Origin of the sequence: uncultured Sphaerotilus sp., assembly GCF_963924895.1 — a bacterium.
Lineage (GTDB): Bacteria > Pseudomonadota > Gammaproteobacteria > Burkholderiales > Burkholderiaceae_C > Sphaerotilus.
Genome location: NZ_CAWURG010000062.1, coordinates 1 through 16,459, shown reverse-complemented (window position 1 = coordinate 16,459; position 16,459 = coordinate 1). Strand labels below are relative to the sequence as shown.

At 65.0% G+C, this 16,459-nt stretch carries 15 protein-coding genes; 5 read left to right on the top strand and 10 right to left on the bottom strand.

Annotation, left to right across the window (positions count from 1 at the left end; translation table 11 throughout):
- Window positions 1–32 precede the first annotated feature (32 nt).
- Window positions 33–464: a CBS domain-containing protein gene (locus tag AABN02_RS20220; RefSeq protein WP_338416716.1), complete on the bottom strand. Its 432-nt coding sequence runs from the start codon at window positions 462–464 to the stop codon at window positions 33–35.
- 114 nt (window positions 465–578) lie between these two features.
- Between AABN02_RS20220 and AABN02_RS20215 the strand changes: the two genes are divergently transcribed.
- Both AABN02_RS20215 and AABN02_RS20210 read left to right on the top strand, forming a co-directional pair.
- Window positions 579–2,468, top strand: coding sequence for a 3'-5' exonuclease (locus AABN02_RS20215; RefSeq protein ID WP_338416715.1), 1,890 nt, complete (start codon window positions 579–581; stop codon window positions 2,466–2,468).
- A gap of 120 nt (window positions 2,469–2,588) precedes the next feature.
- A complete protein-coding gene (locus tag AABN02_RS20210) occupies window positions 2,589–3,137 on the top strand; it encodes a phasin family protein (protein WP_338416714.1) in 549 nt (182 codons plus the stop codon).
- A 112-nt stretch (window positions 3,138–3,249) separates the two neighbouring features.
- Here the strand turns inward: AABN02_RS20210 and AABN02_RS20205 are convergent, their stop codons facing one another.
- From AABN02_RS20205 to AABN02_RS20195, 3 genes are read right to left on the bottom strand one after another with little or no spacing between them, the layout of a single operon-like run.
- Window positions 3,250–4,857 carry a VWA domain-containing protein gene (locus AABN02_RS20205; protein ID WP_338416713.1) on the bottom strand — a complete coding sequence of 536 codons (1,608 nt, stop codon included), beginning with the start codon at window positions 4,855–4,857 and terminating at the stop codon, window positions 3,250–3,252.
- Between the two features lie 25 nt (window positions 4,858–4,882).
- Window positions 4,883–7,057: an AAA family ATPase gene (locus AABN02_RS20200; protein ID WP_338416712.1), complete on the bottom strand. Its 2,175-nt coding sequence runs from the start codon at window positions 7,055–7,057 to the stop codon at window positions 4,883–4,885.
- A 40-nt stretch (window positions 7,058–7,097) separates the two neighbouring features.
- Entirely contained in the window at window positions 7,098–8,282 is a 1,185-nt protein-coding gene (locus AABN02_RS20195) for an ATP-binding protein (RefSeq protein ID WP_338416711.1), read from the bottom strand.
- A gap of 129 nt (window positions 8,283–8,411) precedes the next feature.
- On the opposite strand from AABN02_RS20195, the gene mgrA reads away from it, so the two are divergent.
- Window positions 8,412–9,452 (top strand): L-glyceraldehyde 3-phosphate reductase, encoded by a 1,041-nt coding sequence (gene mgrA / locus AABN02_RS20190; protein WP_338416710.1) that lies wholly within the window; start codon window positions 8,412–8,414, stop codon window positions 9,450–9,452.
- Between the two features lie 31 nt (window positions 9,453–9,483).
- Here the strand turns inward: mgrA and AABN02_RS20185 are convergent, their stop codons facing one another.
- Window positions 9,484–9,708, bottom strand: coding sequence for a hypothetical protein (locus tag AABN02_RS20185; RefSeq protein ID WP_338416709.1), 225 nt, complete (start codon window positions 9,706–9,708; stop codon window positions 9,484–9,486).
- 95 nt (window positions 9,709–9,803) lie between these two features.
- Here AABN02_RS20185 and AABN02_RS20180 point away from each other — a divergent pair, with 95 nt between their 5' ends.
- The gene (locus AABN02_RS20180; RefSeq protein ID WP_338416708.1) at window positions 9,804–10,682 is read left to right on the top strand and encodes an AEC family transporter; all 879 of its coding nucleotides are present in this window, start codon (window positions 9,804–9,806) and stop codon (window positions 10,680–10,682) included.
- Between the two features lie 9 nt (window positions 10,683–10,691).
- Here AABN02_RS20180 and AABN02_RS20175 read toward each other — a convergent pair whose 3' ends face one another.
- Window positions 10,692–11,081 (bottom strand): MAPEG family protein, encoded by a 390-nt coding sequence (locus AABN02_RS20175; protein ID WP_338416707.1) that lies wholly within the window; start codon window positions 11,079–11,081, stop codon window positions 10,692–10,694.
- A gap of 115 nt (window positions 11,082–11,196) precedes the next feature.
- Here AABN02_RS20175 and AABN02_RS20170 point away from each other — a divergent pair, with 115 nt between their 5' ends.
- Complete coding sequence (locus AABN02_RS20170; RefSeq protein ID WP_338416706.1) at window positions 11,197–12,513, top strand: hypothetical protein; 1,317 nt, start codon at window positions 11,197–11,199, stop codon at window positions 12,511–12,513.
- 18 nt (window positions 12,514–12,531) lie between these two features.
- Here the strand turns inward: AABN02_RS20170 and thpD are convergent, their stop codons facing one another.
- The 4 genes from thpD to ectA form a co-directional block, all read right to left on the bottom strand.
- Window positions 12,532–13,491 carry an ectoine hydroxylase gene (gene thpD / locus AABN02_RS20165; RefSeq protein WP_338416705.1) on the bottom strand — a complete coding sequence of 320 codons (960 nt, stop codon included), beginning with the start codon at window positions 13,489–13,491 and terminating at the stop codon, window positions 12,532–12,534.
- Between the two features lie 19 nt (window positions 13,492–13,510).
- On the bottom strand, window positions 13,511–13,900 hold the full coding sequence (locus AABN02_RS20160; protein WP_338416704.1) for an ectoine synthase: 390 nt from the start codon (window positions 13,898–13,900) through the stop codon (window positions 13,511–13,513).
- Window positions 13,901–13,946: 46 nt separating this feature from the next.
- Window positions 13,947–15,209: a diaminobutyrate--2-oxoglutarate transaminase gene (ectB, locus tag AABN02_RS20155; RefSeq protein ID WP_338416703.1), complete on the bottom strand. Its 1,263-nt coding sequence runs from the start codon at window positions 15,207–15,209 to the stop codon at window positions 13,947–13,949.
- Window positions 15,210–15,306: 97 nt separating this feature from the next.
- Complete coding sequence (ectA, locus tag AABN02_RS20150; protein WP_338416702.1) at window positions 15,307–15,858, bottom strand: diaminobutyrate acetyltransferase; 552 nt, start codon at window positions 15,856–15,858, stop codon at window positions 15,307–15,309.
- Window positions 15,859–16,459 lie beyond the last annotated feature (601 nt).

Genomic DNA, 16,459 nt, shown 5'->3' with positions numbered 1-16,459 from the left:
CCGTCATGAAAAACCGCCCTGCCCGTGGCTGCTCAGCTGTGGATGTAGCTTTCGAGCTGCGCGATCACGAACTGCTGCTCGGAGATGATGTCCTTGACCAGATCCCCGATCGAGATCAGCCCGACCAGCGTCCCCTGCTCCATCACCGGCAGGTGGCGCAGGCGCCGGCCGGTCATCAGCGCCATGCATTCCTGGCTGGTGGTGGTCGGGGTCACGAAGATCACGTCCGGCGTCATCACCTCGCGGATCGGGGTGTCGGCGGATACGCGGCCGCGCACTTCGACCTTGTGGGCATAGTCGCGCTCCGTGAAGATCCCGAGGATGCGCGTGCCCTCGACGATCAGCAGCGAACCGATGCGCTGCTGGGCCATCACCTCGATGGCCTCCCGCACCGATGCGCCGGGCGGAACGGTGTGAATGGCCGGGCTGGGCTTGGACGACAGGATCTGTGCGACGGTGCTCATGGTGTAGTTCCCCTTCGGAGTGCGGTCAGTGGCGTTGGCCATCATGGCAAACACGCCCATCTTCGCGCAGAACAGCCCTTTCCACATGATGGACTTTCCTAGTACGGAGGCCTGATGGCCCAGTTTCCCCAGGGCTACCGCCAGATCGATCAACGCTGCACCGCGGGTGAGCGGCGGCTGTTGCAGCAGCTGAAACAGTGTCTGGACGACGAGCACCTCGTCTGGCACAACGTGCCGATCGGCCCGCGTGCCCGGCAACCGGATTTTGTGGTGCTCGGGCCACGCATGGGGCTGCTGCTGCTGGAGGTGAAGGACTGGCGCTGCAGCACCGTCGTGCGCGCCACGCGCGATGCGGTCGAGCTGCGCACCGAGCGCGGCCCCGTCACCGACCACCACCCGCTGCGCCAGGCGCGCGACTACGCGATGGAGCTGGTCGACCTGGTGCAGCGCGACCCGGCGCTGGTGCACGACGACGGCCCGTACCGCGGGCGGCTGCTGTTTCCCTATGGCTGGGGCGCCGTGTTCTCGGGCATGCGGCGCAGCGAGGTGGCGCAGCGCCCGGGTTTTGATGCCGTGTTCCCGCCCACGCAGACGCTGCTGCGCGACGATCTGGACGACAGCGTCGATCCGGACACCTTCCAGCAGCGGCTGCTCGGCCTGTTCACCGTGCACTACCCGCACACGCTCACCCCGGCGCAGCGCGACCGCATCCGCTGGCACCTGTTTCCCGAACTCCGGCTGAACACCGATCCGGCCGAGGCGGTGACCGACCAGGACACCGGACCCGCGCCCGTCCCGGACCTGCTGCAGGTGATGGACCTGCCGCAGGAGCAGATCGCGCGCCGGCTGGGCAGCGGGCACCGCGTGGTCCACGGTGTGGCCGGCTCGGGCAAGACGATGGTGCTGGTGCTGCGCGCGCAGATGCTGGCCGCCACGGCGACGGTGGAGCAGCCCGTGCTGGTGCTCTGCTACAACCGCGCGCTGGCCGACCGGCTGGACGCGCTGGTCCACCAGCAGCCGGTCAGCGACCGCGTGCAGGTGCGCACCTTCCACCGCTGGTGCCAGGAACTGGCGCGGCGGCACGGCATCGAGCTGCCGGCCGAGCCGGGCAGCGAGGACTTCTATGCCGAACTGCCGCGGACCGTGGCGCAGGCGGTCGCGGACGGACGGATTCCGGCCGGCCGCTACAGCGCCGTCCTGATCGACGAGGCCCACGACTTCGACGACGACTGGCTGCGCACCGCCGCCTGCATGGTCTCGCCGGACACGCGCAGCCTGCTGGTGCTCTACGACGACGCGCAGTCGATCTACCAGACCACGCGCCGGCGCTTCAGCTTCGCCAGTGTCGGCATCCAGGCCCAGGGCCGCACCAGCGTGCTGCGGCTGAACTACCGCAACACCGCCGAGGTGCTGACGCTGGCGCTGGCCTGTGCCCGCGGCCTGCTGCTGCCGCACGAACCGACGCGGCTGCGGCCCGACGACGAGGTGCAGACCGTCACCCCGGCCACCTCCGGCCGCCACGGCCCGCAACCCGTGCTGCTGCTGGCCCAGGACCCGGCGGACGAAGCCGAGCAGATTGCCGGGCACATCGGCGCGGCCCGCGCCCGCGGCATGGCGTGGAGCGACATGGCCGTGCTGTGCCGCACCCGGGCGCAGCTCGCGCCGATCGCGCAGGCGCTGCAGCGGCGCGGCTGGCCGGTGGAGTCGATGGGGGCCGCGGGCTTTCTGCGCTTCGACTGGCAGCAGCCCCGCATCCGGCTGCTGACGCTGCACAGCGCGAAGGGCCTGGAGTTCGCGCTCGTGCTGGTCGCGGGCCTGCAGGCGCTGCCGTGGCGCGGCGAGTCGCTGGACGACGCGGCGCGGCTGCTCTATGTGGCGATGACGCGGGCCACGCGCACGCTGGTGCTCTCGGCGTGCGGGGCCTCGCCGATTGTCGAGCGGGTGCAGCTGGCGCTGTCGGGCACAGCGGCGCGGCTGGCATCCCCCCGCGTGACCCAGAGCTAGAGCTTGCACCCCAATCTTTGCTGCATCGCAGCAAACCGCTTGCATCCTGGCGCGATCGTCCTATACTTCATTCCATGCTGCAGTGCAGCAAAACTTTTCAAACCCTTCTGGAGCTTCACCATGACGATCAATACCGAACAACTGGCCGCCGCGAACAAAGCCAATCTGGACTCGCTGGTCGAGCTGACCCAGAAGGCTTTCTCGAGCATCGAGAAGCTGGTCGAGCTGAACATGCAAGCTGCCCGCGAATCGCTGGAGCAGACCGCCGAGCAAGCCAAGGCCGTGCTGGCCGTCAAGGGCCCGCAAGAACTGGCCGCCCTGCAACAGGACTTCCTGAAGCCGGCCCAGGAAAAGGCCATGGCCTACGGCCGCCAGGTCTATGAAATCGCCACCTCGACGCAAGCCGAAGTGAAGAAGATGGCCGAAGCCCAGATGGCCGCTGCCAAGAACCAGTTCAGCACCCTGGTCGAAGAAGCCACCAAGAACGCCCCGCAAGGCAGCGAAGCCGCCATGGCCATGGTCAAGACCGCCATGACCAACGCCTCGACCGCGTTCGAAAGCGTGCAGAAGGCTGCCCAGCAAGCCACCAGCCTGGCCGAAACCAATCTGAAGAACCTCGGCGAAACCGCCGAGAAGGCGACCAAGGCCGCGACCAAGCGCCGCGCCTGATCCACTCAGACCGTTTGTCTCCTCGGTGCCTGCGCGCAGGTATCGTTCAAGCCCGGCTTTGGCCGGGCTTTTTTTCGTCTGCCTGTCGGGCGAGTCGAACCGCCCTTCCTGTCTATAGCACCACCACCTCATCGCTGAACCGATCCTGCACCCGCTTGCCCGCGCACAGCACCGAGTAGACCCGGCAGTTCAGCCGCGCCTTGGCCGCGCACAGCTTGGCCGTGAAGTCCTCGCTCAGGCTGCAGTCGCCGTCGGAGACCATCAGCACGTCGGCCTTGAGATAGCCGGGGTTCGTCTCGACGAGGTGGAGGGCGTGCTGGAGCGGGGTCTCGAAATCGGTGCCGCCGTTGAAGCCCTGGCGCAGGAAGGCCAGCAGTCCGGCGGCGTCGTTGCGGGCGTCCATCGCGAAGGTGCGGAGCTGGCCGCTGGCGCCGAACAGGATGACGTGCAGCGAGCGGTCTTCCTGCTTCAGGATGCCCGCCACGGCGAGCAGCAGCGCCTTGGCCTTGAGCAAGGGTTCGCCTCGCATGCTGGCGGAGGTGTCGAGGCAGGCGACCACGGGGCCGGTGCGCTTGGACCGGGTTTCGGTGGTTTCGCCGGTCGTCAGCGTGCTGCCGCTGAGCTGGTAGGTCAGCAGGTTGTGTTCCAGCAGCCGGGCGTAGAACAGCGTTTCCAGCGTGTCGTCTTCGAGATTGACCAGCTCGCTGGGCAGCAGGCGCATCAGGTCGTTGCTGCGGTGGGTGCCGTGGACTTCGCTCTGGCTGGCCTGGGGGATGCGGGTCTGGCGCTTGAAGTCTTCGGACACATGCTGGCGGCCCATCTTGCGCACCAGCTCGCGGATCTGCGGGTTCTGGGCGATCTGGCGGGCCAGGGCGGCGAAGTCTTCTTTACCAGTTTTCAAGTCGTCGTAGGAGAGCCCTGCGCTGGGGCAGGCGGCCAGGAATTCCTTGGCCTGTTCGCACAGGTCGCTGATGTCGTTCAGGGTTTTGCGATAGACGCGCAATCGCTGGCGGATGGGCGCGGGGAGGTTTTCGTCGTCGATTTCCGCTTCGTAGGCTTGCGCTTCGGCGAGTTGCTGGCGCAGGTGGGCGATGTTTTCGGGGGTCAGGGGCAGGCGTCTGGATTGCTGGTTGATGGCGTCCCAGTCGGGTTCTTCGGGCTTTTCGCTGGCATCGTCGTTTTGCCAGTCCCACAGAAGCCATTTGGTGGCGCCGAGTTTCTTTCTGGCGGTTTCCTTGAGGGTCGCCATGGTGGGTTCCCAGGTTTCGTCCGGGAGCATGGACAGGGCGCGGTCCAGCAGCGAGGAGTTTTCCTGGCGTGTGCGTTGGACGTGGTTGACGCATTTGGTCGAGAACTGGTGGCAGTTCTTGACCACAAGGCCATAAAACGCCCGCTCGCCCAAATGGCTGGCGGCGCGCTCGGCCACGGCACCATGGCCGACGGGGCCGTCGCTGTTGCACGAGACGTAGATCTTTCGGCCCCAGGTGCTTTTGGTGGTGAAGTCCCCGGCATCGCTCAGGCACACGGAGCTTTCAGCCATGCCGTCCACGACGATGTTGGAAATCTTGCCGCCTTCGACATGAATCCCCGAATGCTGCGCCGCCAGCCAGAGGTCGCAATACACCACGCTGCCGGGCACCGGGATGACCTTTTCGCGGAAGGTGCTGTCGATGAAATACTTGAGCGGCTTGAAGGCGATTTTTCCAAGCAGGGTAGTCATCGAATTCAGCATGGCGCGCCCGGCATCAGAGCCATATGTTGGCTTTGAATTGCTGGGTCAGCAGATCGACAGTCGAGGACGCCTTGGCAGACGCAGACGCTCCTGTTGACGTCGGGATCGCATCGATCCCTGCTTGGCGCAAGGCCGGGCGGTCGTTTTGATCGTCCCAGATCCACACTTGATCGAAATCCCAGTCCAGGGTGTGCTCAAAAAATCGTTGCGTGAACTGTGCAGCCGCAATGGATTTGCTCTTTGTGTTCTGCGCGCCAATTGTCGCCCCTCCCCAGTGCCTAAATTTATTGATGTCAAAATCAATACTATCAATAGCAAAATTTCTATCAAACAAGGAGTTTGAGCTTTCGGCAACAATACTGTTTTGCCAAAAAGCAAGAGATCCCATCAAATCAAAATTACCCAAGGCGCACCGATTTATATTACTGGTATCAGCCGCATGAGCTATTCCAGAAAAATTAACGAATCCATCCCACTTTCCGACAACAAGGCAGCACTCTGTCGTGGAATTAATCAATTCTGTTGCAATGCCCCCTTGGTTTTTTGGATCGGACGTGCGACACACATCCATAACCACCAAGCAATCTGATATTTTGGTATTTTTAGCAACATGCTCGAAAAGAGGGGCGCTCGATCGACAACTGCGAATAACGCCACCATCAGCAGATCCGGAAATATTTTTCCCAGTAGCACAAAATGATATATCACAATCATTCGCCTTGCTGGAAATTAGTCTATCCCCTGCTTCGCAGGACAGAATCTTGCAATTTCTGGCAATATTAATCAACACCCCCGACATCCTGCACGCAAAAAATTCAGACTGACTCGCCCATTTTGCCAAACCAAGTTTTTGCGTTCTCAAATGCGCGACTCGACCATTTCGTATATTCCGGAACAACCATCGACCAGCACCATCAGAAATAATGTGGCCCTGTCCTTCATAGTGGCCATTGAAATCAAACTCTGGCCAAATATTTATCTTTCTAATATCTAAATCAGCAGTTTGCCGGAAGTGGTAACCCTGCTGACCCACATACGGGCGAGCCAAGTCAATCAGATCGTCCACGGACTGGATCAGCAAAGGATCGTCAGCCGTGCCACTGCCCACGTAGCCTTTCACCACAGCACCGGATCTGCGCGGAGCATGAGCGGGCGTCGTGCCTTTGGCCACCGCAAGCGTTGTTGCCAACTTGGTCAGCACCAGCGTCTTGCCATCGCCACCAAGCTCATAAGCCGGCGCCTGTGACTGGTCAGACAACGCGACCGGCACTTGCCGGCTATGGCACTGCAAGGTCTTGATCACCAATTCCCGCACCTTCGGCGCGTTGTCCGCGTGGTTCCACAAACAATCCTTGAGCAGCATCAGATCCGACAGATCCACCGCCTCCCGCCCATTGGTCGCCGCCGACACGCGCATCAGGTGGATGACCTTCTTCAGCCGCCGATCCGACAGGCTCTCGCGCCGGTCTTCCTTGAACGCCTCCTTGTGCGCCGCCCAGATGTCCTGCACCGCCTGGATCAGCGCCGGCTCGAACACCACCTGATCCGCCGCCTGACGGACCCGCGCCAGATCCGCCGCACTCAGCCTGTCCTCCGTGCGCAGCGTCGGCTCCGTCGTGGTCTCGAACAGCCGCGGCAAGTTGTTCGCCCCGACGTAATCCACGAACACCCGCACCAGGAACCGGTCGTACAGCGCCGCGAGTTCCTCCTGATCGGTCGGCAACTCGTTCGAGGCCGCGATCAGCGCCTGCAGCGGCACCTTCTGGACCTGCGTGCCGTTGTGATAAACGCGCTCGTTGAGCACCGTCAGCAGCGCGTTCAGGATCGACGAGCTGGCCTTGAAGATCTCGTCCAGAAACGCCATCCGCACGGTCGGCAGGTAGCCCTCGGTGTTGCGGTGAAACCGGTCGGCCTTGAGCGCACTGATGGACAGCGGCCCGAACAGCTCCTCAGGCGTGGAGAACTTGGTCAGCAGGTATTCGAAGTACCCGGCGCCACCGCCCTCACCCTCGTGGGACAGGCTTTGCGCAATGCGCCGGGCCACCAGGCTTTTGCCCGTACCAGGCGGCCCCACCAGCACCAGATTTTCCCCAGCCAGCGTGGTCAGCATGGCCAATTTCAGAACGTGTTCGCGCTCGACCAGCCCTTGGTTGAGCTGTTGCAGCAATGATTGGATCTTCGTTTTCATTGAATTGAATTCCCCAAAATTGAGTCAGCCTCGCGATGCCCTACGTCTTGGTTCCTTTCCCGACGTAGTGGCGCATCAGATATTCATTGAACATGGGCACAGTGAAGGCAATGTCGCCATGCGATGGACTGTAGATCATGCCTTTGCTGATGATCTGCGACCGGCGAGGGCCCAGACTTTGGTGCGTTTCATTCAAGGCGGCCGCGATGTCGGATGACCGATAGGGGCCAGCTCCAAGCTGCGCCATGGCGATCACGTACTCGCGCTCTTTGGGCGTCAGCCGATCAAACCGCACCTTGAAGAATCCGTCATCCAGGCGCCGGGTGGCCGCTGTGGCGGCTTGCGCAGCGTCGGACAAATCGATCTGCGGACCCTGCGCGATATTCCAGCATTGATAGCCCCACTCTTGAAGAAAATACGGGTAGCCCTGCGTTTTCAGCACGATCTCGTTCAATGCTTCGTCACTGATGCGCTCCCCCTCGTCTTCGACGGGTTGCCGGATGGCAGTCTTCGCGTCATCGCTCAGCAGCGGCCCCACCGCCGGATAATGGAACAGCCGCTCCGCATACGATTTGGCGTCGCCAGACAACGCAGCGACCTGTGGCAAGCCCGCCCCGAAAAACAGCACCGGCAGATCCTTCTGGCTGATCTTGTGCAACGCCACGATCAGCGCGGCCAGATCGCCAGACTTCAGGTACTGCACCTCGTCGATCAGCAGCGTCCAGGCTTTGCCAGCCGCCCTGGCCGCCTCGCCGACACGCACAAACAGCTCCGGCAGGTCGCTTTCGATGTCCCCGCTGTCGGCCACCCCGACCTCTGGATCCACCGAAATGGACAGGTCGCCATACGACAGTTGGAAGACCGACGCAAAGGACCGAAGCGCCCGCAGTGCCTGATGGGCCTTCACCTTCGCTTTCTCGCTCGTCGAGAGCTTGCGGAGCACCTGGTTGATCTTGGGCACCAGCAGCTCACTCAGTGATTTGCCTTCTGGCGCTTCAATGGACGAGGTCAAATGCCCGGCGTTCTCGGCCAGCTCTTCGATTTTGTTGAGGAGCACCGTCTTGCCGACCCCCCGCAAGCCCAGCAACATTTGCGACCGACTCGGCTTGCCCAACAACGCGCGCTGCACGGCCACATGGGCATCGTCGAGGATGGATTCCCGACCCGCCAGTTCCGGTGGTCGGCTGCCAGCGCCAGGCGCAAAGGGGTTTCTTACGGGGTCCATGGTCACTCCAGCGTCATGCGTCTACCATTCGATATGAAAGTATAGGCTTAACGGCATAGACTAACTTAGTCTTTCGTAGCAAGTCAAAGCTGGCTATGCTGCCCGCGCCACCAGCCACTCGGAGTTGCCATGCCCTGGACCCCTTCCCCCACCCGCTACGACACCATGCCCTACCGCTTCTGCGGCCGCAGCGGGCTGAAACTGCCCGCGATGTCGCTGGGCCTGTGGCACAACTTCGGCGACACCACGCCGCTGAGCCTGCAGCGCGAGATGGTGACCACCGCCTTCGACCTCGGCATCACCCATTTCGACCTCGCCAACAACTACGGCCCGCCCTACGGCAGCGCCGAGACCAACTTCGGCCGGATCCTGCGCGAGGACCTGAAGCCCTACCGCGACGAGCTGATCCTCTCCAGCAAGGCGGGTTGGGACATGTGGCCCGGCCCCTACGGGCAAGGCGGCGGCTCGCGCAAGTACGTGCTGGCGAGCCTGGACCAGAGCCTCAAGCGCCTGGGCACCGACTACGTCGACATCTTCTACTCGCACCGCTTCGACGCCGAGACGCCGCTGGAGGAAACCGCCGGCGCGCTGGCCACCGCCGTGCAGCAGGGCAAGGCGCTGTACGTGGGCATCTCGTCGTACTCGCCCGGCAAGACGGCCGAGATGGCCCGGCTGCTGCGCGAGCACAAGGTGCCGCTGCTGATCCACCAGCCGAGCTACAACCTGCTGAACCGGCTGATCGAGCGCGGCCTGCTCGACACGCTGGCCGCGGAAGGCATGGGCTGCATCACCTTCACGGCACTGGCGCAGGGGCTGCTGTCGGACAAGTACCTGAACGGCATCCCCGCAGACGCCCGCATCAACCGCCCCGGGGGCGGCTCGCTGTCGCGCGAACACCTGTCGGACGCCAACCTCGCCAAGGTCCGAGCGCTGAACGCCATCGCGCAGCGGCGCGGCCAGTCGCTGGCACAGATGGCGCTGGCCTGGGTGCTGCGCGATCCGCGCGTGACAACCACGCTGATCGGCGCCAGCAGCGTGGCGCAGATCCGCGAGAACGTCGCCGCGCTGCAGAACCTGGCCTTCAGCGCCGAGGAACTCGCCGAGATCGACCGCCACGCCAGCGAAGGCGGCGTCGATCTCTGGCGTGCGCCGAGCAGCGACTGGGCCTGATTCCTCGTTCTCGGCCAAGGGCCACGCCTTCTCAGGCGTGGCCGGCTGCAGCCCGTGGGCGCGGGAGCACCATGCCGATGTTGGTCATCGCCGACTCGGCCAGCACACACGCCACGTCGTCCACCGTGCCGTGGTGACCGCCGTCGAACACGACCAGCTTCGTGCAGCGTGACGCCGAAGAGCCGGTGCCGGGCGGCGCGCTCGGACAAGGCCTTGGAGCGGGGTTGCGGGTGAAGAACGTGGCGCGTTCCGTCATGCGGCACCTGCTGGTGTTCTTCCGATGTGCCATTGTCTGCAACCGCGACAAGCGCGCGGGAGGAGGCAGACCGCCAGCAGGTATCGTCCCGCCCCATGCTGCTGCGCATCCTCTCGATCCTCTTCCCGCTCTTCGCCATCACCGCCCTCGGCTTCGTCGTGGGCCGCCGGCGCCGGCCGGACCTCTCGCACGTCAACAAGCTCAACATGGACGTGTTCACCCCGGCGCTGAGCTTCGCGGCGCTGGCCAGCAAGGAGCTGCACCTGGGCACTTACCTGCCGCTGATGGGCGCCACCTTCGCGCTGATCGTCGGCAGCGGGCTGGTGGGCTGGGCGGCGGCGCGGTTAATCGGGATGGACCCGAAGACGTTGGTGCCGCCGGTGATGTTCAACAACTGCGGCAACCTGGGGCTGCCGATCGCCGTGCTCGCCTTCGGGCCGGAGGCGCTGGCGGCGGCGGTGGTGATGTTCACCGTGTCGAACGTGCTGCACTTTTCCTTCGGCGCCTGGCTGCTGGACCACCACACGCGGCTGTCCACCGTGTGGCGCTCGCCCTCGGTGCTGGCGGCGCTGGCCGGGCTGGTGGTGGGCGTGATGGGCTGGACGGTGTGGCCGCCGCTGCTGCTGTCGATCCGCATGGTGGGCGACATCGGCATTCCGCTGATGCTGTTCGCGCTGGGCGTGCGGCTGGCCGAGTCGCGCATCGAGGCGATCGGCGTGGGGGTGTTCGGCGCGGTGCTGCGGCCGGTGGCGGGCATGGCGATCGCCTGGGCGCTGCTGCAGCTGGTCGATCTGCCGGCGCGCGAGCAGGCGCTGCTGCTGGTGTTCGGCGCGCTGCCGCCCGCGGTGCTGAACTACATGTTCGCCGAGCGCTACGGGCAGGAGCCGGACAAGGTGGCGTCCATGGTGCTGATCGGCAACATGGCGGCGCTGGTGTTCATGCCGCTGGCGCTGGCGGTCGCGTTGCGGCCCTGAGCGGCTGGATCAGCCCGCCAGCACGCTGCGCACCACGCCGGCAAACGCCGCGACCAGCAGCACCGACACCGGCCCGATGCTGAGCATGAAGCCCAGCGAGCGCTGCGAGGGCGCACGCGTGTAGGCGCGCTGGTAGAGGATCCGGCCGACGAGGTAGACCGCGCCGATGGCCGCCATCGCCACCGGCGACCAGTACTTCGCCGCCATCCACAGCGCCGGCACGAACACCACCAGCAGCTCCAGCGTGTTCATCTGCACGCGGTAGTGGCGCTCGAACAGCTCGTTGCCGGTGGTGGCGGGCGCCTTGACGCCGTAGCGGCCACGGGCGCTGCCGACCAGCCCGCCGAAGACGAGGTACTGGGCAAGGGCGAGGAAGGTGACGAGGTCGATCCAGGGCATGGGAAACATCCTGCAGGTGTGGGAACGCTGCAGCGTACAGCGTCTTGGGGCCACGCCGGCGACCACTGCGTTTACAGTCCTGCTCGACGATTTCATCCCTAGCCACGAACAGACCATGCAATCACCCACCCCTCTCCGGTCCGTGCCGCAATCGAACATCTTCCGTCCGGGCGATGTGTTCGTGCTGTTTGGCGAACTCTTCGGCCGTGGCTATGCCAACGGTCTGGTCAACGAAGCGCGCAAGGCCGGCATGGAGATCATCGGGATCACGGTCGGCCGCCGTGACGACGACCACCGGCTGCGTCCGCTGAACGACGAAGAGCTGGCCGTGGCCGAAGCCAACCTGGGCGGCAAGATCCTCAACGTGCCGCTGATGGCCGGCTTTGACCTCGACGCGCCCCCGGGCGGGCCGACGCCGACCGACCTGCTGGGCAGCATGACGCTCAAGAACTGGACCGACGTGAAGCTCGACTGGGCGCACATCGACCAGTGCCGCGAGATCGGCGTCCAGCGCTTCAAGGACGGCGTGGCCGAAGTCATGGCCCACCTCGACGGCCTGATCGCCGACGGGCGCAACGTCTTCTTCGCGCACACGATGGCCGGCGGCATCCCGAAGGCCAAGGTGTTCCTGGCGATTGCCAACCGGATCTACAAGGGCCGCGGCGAGCGCTTCATGGCGTCGAGCCAGCTGCTCGAGAGCGATCTGGGCAAGCTGATCCTGCAGAACTTCGACGAGGTGACGGCCAACAGCTTCCAGCACCTGATCGACGGCAGCGCGGCGATCCGCGCGCGTCTGGCGGCCACTGGCGGCGAGGTGCGGTATTCAGCCTACGGCTACCACGGCACCGAGATCCTCATCGACGACACGTATGCGTGGCAGACCTACACCACCTACACGCAGGGCTACGCCAAGATGCGGCTGGAGCGCATCGCCCAGGCGGCGTGGGACCAGGGCGTCCAGGCGACGGTCTACAACTGCCCCGAGATCCGGACCAATTCGTCGGACATCTTCGTCGGCGTCGAGTTGCCGCTGTTCGCGCTGCTGCTGGCGCTGAAGAAGGAAGACGGCGGCGCCTGGGCTGAAGCGCAGTGGCAAGCCTGCCGCGACCTGCTGCTGGAGGACCAGTCGCTCGAAGCGGTGCTGCAGAAGATCACCGATTTCAACGCCAGCGACGTGGCGGAAAGCTTCCGCGACTTCGCGGCCTGGCCGATGTCCAACACGCCCGAACTGGCCGACATCATGATCGGCACCTCGGACGCCATCACGCAGATGCACAAGGACCGCAAGGCGCTGATCACCGACCACCTCAGCGCGCTGGTGCTGGAGGCGGTCGGGCCGCTGATGTTCCATGAGTCGTCCCGCCCGGCCGGGCCGGTGCTCTGGCTCAACCATGATGTGATCGCCAAGCAGTTGAACCAGTTGCACGCCTGAGGCAGGCCCCACAGCGCACTACGCGGACCGCCTTGCCTCCACGATGGATGAGGCGGGCCGGAAGTCTTCGCGTTCGGCGATGAAGTTCGGCCGGGGCTGCAGGCCGCAGAACGGCGCTTCCAGCCGGTTGTCCACGCTGTTGTAGACGGTGAACACGTTGCTGCGCGGCGCGGACGTGATGTTCGAGTTCGAACCGTGCATGACGTTGCAGTCGAAGAAGGTCACCGAGCCGGCCGGGCCGATCGGTGCCACCAGGCCGAAGTCCCCGATCAGCTGCGCCAGGCTCGCCTCGTCCGGAACACCGACCTCCTGGCGCCGCAGCGAGGCCTTGTAGTGGTCTTGCGGTGTCTCGCCGACGCAGGCCACGAAGTGCCGGTGCGAACCAGGCACCAGCATCAGCGGGCCGTTGTGCGGCGTGTTCGGCGTCAGGCTGACCGAGCAGCTCACGGCGCGCATGGCCGGCATCCCGTCCTCGACGTGCCAGGTCTCGAAGTCGGAGTGCCAGTAGAACTCCCGGCCCTGGAAACCGCCCTTGTAGTTGATGCGCGACTGGTGGATGTAGACGTCGCTGCCCAGCAGTTGCCGCGCGATCGCCACGAGCCGGGGATGGGCGCACAGCGCCGCCAGCGCCGACTGGCGCTGGTGGACCGCGAAGATCGACCGCAAGGCGTGGCTGTCCGGCTCGATCACCGCCTCCGGCGCCGTGCGGATCGATTCGTCGGCGCGCAGGCGGTCCAGTTCGGCCAGACAGGGCTGCAGTTCCTGCGGCGGCAGCAGACTCTGGAAATCCAGATAGCCGTTCTGGTCGAAAAACGCCAGCTCGGCCGCCGAGAGCGGGCCGTCATCGGCCTGGCCGTGAACGACCGGATCCAGCCGCGGGGTGATCGACGGTTCGGCGGCCATGCGGGACGGGTAGCGGTCTCCCGGGCGGCGGACCGTCCCGGCGGGCGCCGTGGCGCCAGAGGACATGGATCTCATGCGTGCAGGCCCTCCGTGCTCATTCCGACAGCGCGTAGGCGCCGGTGCTGTCGTGGACTTCACGGCCCGTCAGCGGCGGGTTGAAGACGCAGACCATGCGCATCGCCACGCCGCGGTTCGCGCGCAGCACGTGGTGGTCGTGCAGGTTCAGCGCGTAGAGCGTGCCCGGACGGATGCCGTGGGTCTCGCCGGTGGCCAGGTCGGTGATCTCGCCCTCGCCCTCGATGCAGTAGACCGTCTCCAGGTGGTTGCGGTACTGCATCTCCAGTTCGGCACCGGGCTTGATGATGGTGTCGTTGACGGAATAGCCCATGCCGTCCTGCTTGTAGAGCAGGCGGCGGCTGGTCCAGCCTGCGGTATCGACATCGGCGGCGGTACCCACCACGGAGGCGAGGTGTTTGACGATCATGTGGACTCCTGGATGAGATTGGCTTGGATGGATGGATGCGCCTGGCTCAGGCCCGCTGCGCGGTGTCGCTGAGGACCGCCACCAGGCTGTCCTCGATGATGGAGAGGCCATGGACCAGGTCCTCGACCGAGATGGTCAAGGCCGGCAGCAGCTTGAGCACCGTGCCGTCGATGCCGGCTGTCTCGATGATCAGCCCGCGTGCGAAGCAGGCCTTGGACACCTGTTCCGCCAGCAGCGGATCCGTGAACTCCACGCCCTGGATCATTCCGCGGCCCCGGATCCGGCCTTCGATGCCATGGGTCTCCAGCATCTCGCGCAGGCGGGCCTGGATCTGGCGCCCCTTCTTGAGCACCTCGATTTCGAGCTTGCCGTCGGCCCAGTAGTCCAGCGCCACCGTCGCGGTGACAAACCCCGGGCAATGGCCGCGGAAGGTGCCGTTGTGCTCCCCTGGCACCCACTGGTCGAGCGACGGCCGGATCAGCACCAGCGCCATCGGGATGCCGTAGCCCGACAGGGCCTTGGACAGCGTGATGATGTCCGGAACGATGCCGGACTCCTCGAAGCTGAAGAACTGCCCGGTGCGCCCGCAGCCGACCTGGATGTCGTCGACGATGAGGACGATGCCGTGGTCCTCGGTGATCTTGCGCAGTCGGCGCAGCCAGTCCGCATTGGCGACGACCACGCCGCCTTCGGCCTGCACCGTCTCGACGATCACCGCAGCCGGCACTTCCAGACCACTGCCGTTGTCGACCAGCATGCTCTCGAAGTAGTCGAGCGTGTCCACATCCTGGCCGAGGTAGCCGTCGAACGGCATCGACGAGGCATTGCCGAGCGGGATGCCGGCACCTGCGCGCTTGAACCCGTTGCCGGTCACCGACAGCGAGCCCAGGGTCATCCCGTGGAACGCATTGGTGAAGCCGACCACCTGCGAGCGCCCGGTGACCTTGCGCGCCAGCTTGAGCGCGGCTTCGACCGCGTTGGTGCCGGTCGGGCCGGGGAACTGGAACTTGTACTGCAGGCCACGCGGCGCCAGGATGACCTCGTTGAAGCGTTCGATGAACTTCTGCTTGGCGACGCTGTACATGTCCAGCGTGTGCGTGATGCCGTCGCGCAGGAGATAGCCGATCAGGGCCTGCTTCATCGGCTCGGGGTTGTGGCCGTAGCTGAGCACGCCCGCGCCCGAGAAGAAGTCCAGGTAGCGCCGGTTGTCGGTGTCGACCATCCACGAGCCCTTGGCGGACGCGAACACCGCCGGGAAATTGCGGCAATAGCCCCGGACTTCGGATTCGTATTGTTCAAATGTATTCATGGGAGGATCCTTTCAGAGGAGGCTCCAGGGGAGCCCCAGACCGCCAGTCGCGGCCACGGAAGATGAGCAGGCCCGCCGACCGGCGCGCCCGGCGACGTCAGGCAGGCAGCAGCGTGCCGCCTGGGAGCGGGCCGACGCGGTAGAGCGGTTCGGCCGGATGGTCGTGCGGGAAGTGCTCAGGCCTGAACCAGGGTTCGACGCGGCACGAGGTGCCCTCGGCCTGCGCAAAACGGTGGAACAGCGCCTGGGAGGCGGCGTTGTCATCGGCCACCGTGGCCGTCACCCATTGACAGCCGCGGTGCGCCGGGAGCCGCCGCCAGGCCTGCAGCAGCCGCAGCCCGAGGCCCTGACCACGCAGCGCCGGCAACACCCCGACCTGCCACACGAACGCAGTGTCCGGATGCTGCGGCGGCCGGTAGCCCACGACAGCCCCGACGCACTCGCCATCACGTTCGGCCAGCAGGCAATTGGCGCCGAAGTCGGTGGCAAACAGCACGTAGAAGTAGGCGGAGTTCAACTCCAGCGTTCCGGTCTGCCGGATGAGATTCCAGAGCGCGGCACCATCCCGGGTAATCGCCGAACGAAACTGGATCGACGGGGGGGCAATGGAAGCGCCTGCTGCTGCAGGCCGATGGCACAAGACGGTCATGCGTTGGGTTCTGGTTGTCGGCGCGCCGTGATCTGTGCGATCCCGCCCGCCATACCGATTACCGGGGAAAATCCCTTGCCTCGACAACCGGTCGACCTCGGTGGAGGCCTACAAAAAACTCAAGCGACCCTGTCGGCCACTCAGCGAAAGCCTGCGACAGCAGGCCCTATTCAAACCAGACTGGCTTGAATGCATTTGTACAAATGTACACCAAATGCATCCGGCCTCTCGTCAAAATCCATGCTCGCAAAATGGTCGGCCGGTGGCAGGCCGGCCTCGGACGCGGCGGCCACCCGCACAGCGATGTAGCGGTAGCGCTCGGCGCGGCAGACCTGCACCACCTACACGCAGCGCCATGCCAAGCTGCCGCTGTTCGCGCTGCTGCTGGAGGACCAGTCGCTCGAAGCGGTGCTGCAGAAGATCACCGATTTCAACGCCAGCGACGTGGCGGAAAGCTTCCGGTACGTATTCAGCCCCCCGGCATTGACAACATCGTCAAGCCGGTGAAGCCCGGGTAGCGCGCGGAGCGAGCAAGGCTGAGAGTGCACGGATGGACCAACCCGAAGCCCCAGACCGCAAGGCTGCCGCAGTGCAGGACAAG